Raw genomic sequence first — 290 nt, 5'->3', positions numbered from 1 at the left:
ACCATGGTCAGATGTACCCAGCGATGCAACGTCTGTCGTGTTTTCTGCCAGGCTTCTTTCATACCCCAAGCGAGCTTCAATTGATGAAACATGGATTCAATCGACCAGCGTAAACCATAACTCTCAATGACCTCTTCAGGCGTGAGCGAGGTATCCGTACTCAACAGCAAACAGGTCGACTTCCACTCCCCACGTTCGCTCCGAAACTCACACCAAACTACTCGCACCATGCGGCCGTCCAGAAAGCGCGCTTTTGCCAACTTGCTGCGATAACGCACGGCTTGTTCCCT

Annotated in this window: 1 protein-coding gene; it reads right to left on the bottom strand. The window is 52.1% G+C overall.

All coding sequences use genetic code 11. The annotated features are described in order from the left end of the window. A partial coding sequence (locus ACXAFR_RS27635) for a transposase (protein WP_475183462.1) occupies nucleotides 1-290 on the bottom strand: 290 nt, incomplete at both ends.

The sequence above is a fragment of the Pseudomaricurvus sp. ABR4_320 genome (assembly GCF_056159445.1).
The sequence above is the reverse complement of the archived record's forward strand: the minus strand, read 5'-3'. Positions and strand labels throughout refer to the sequence as shown.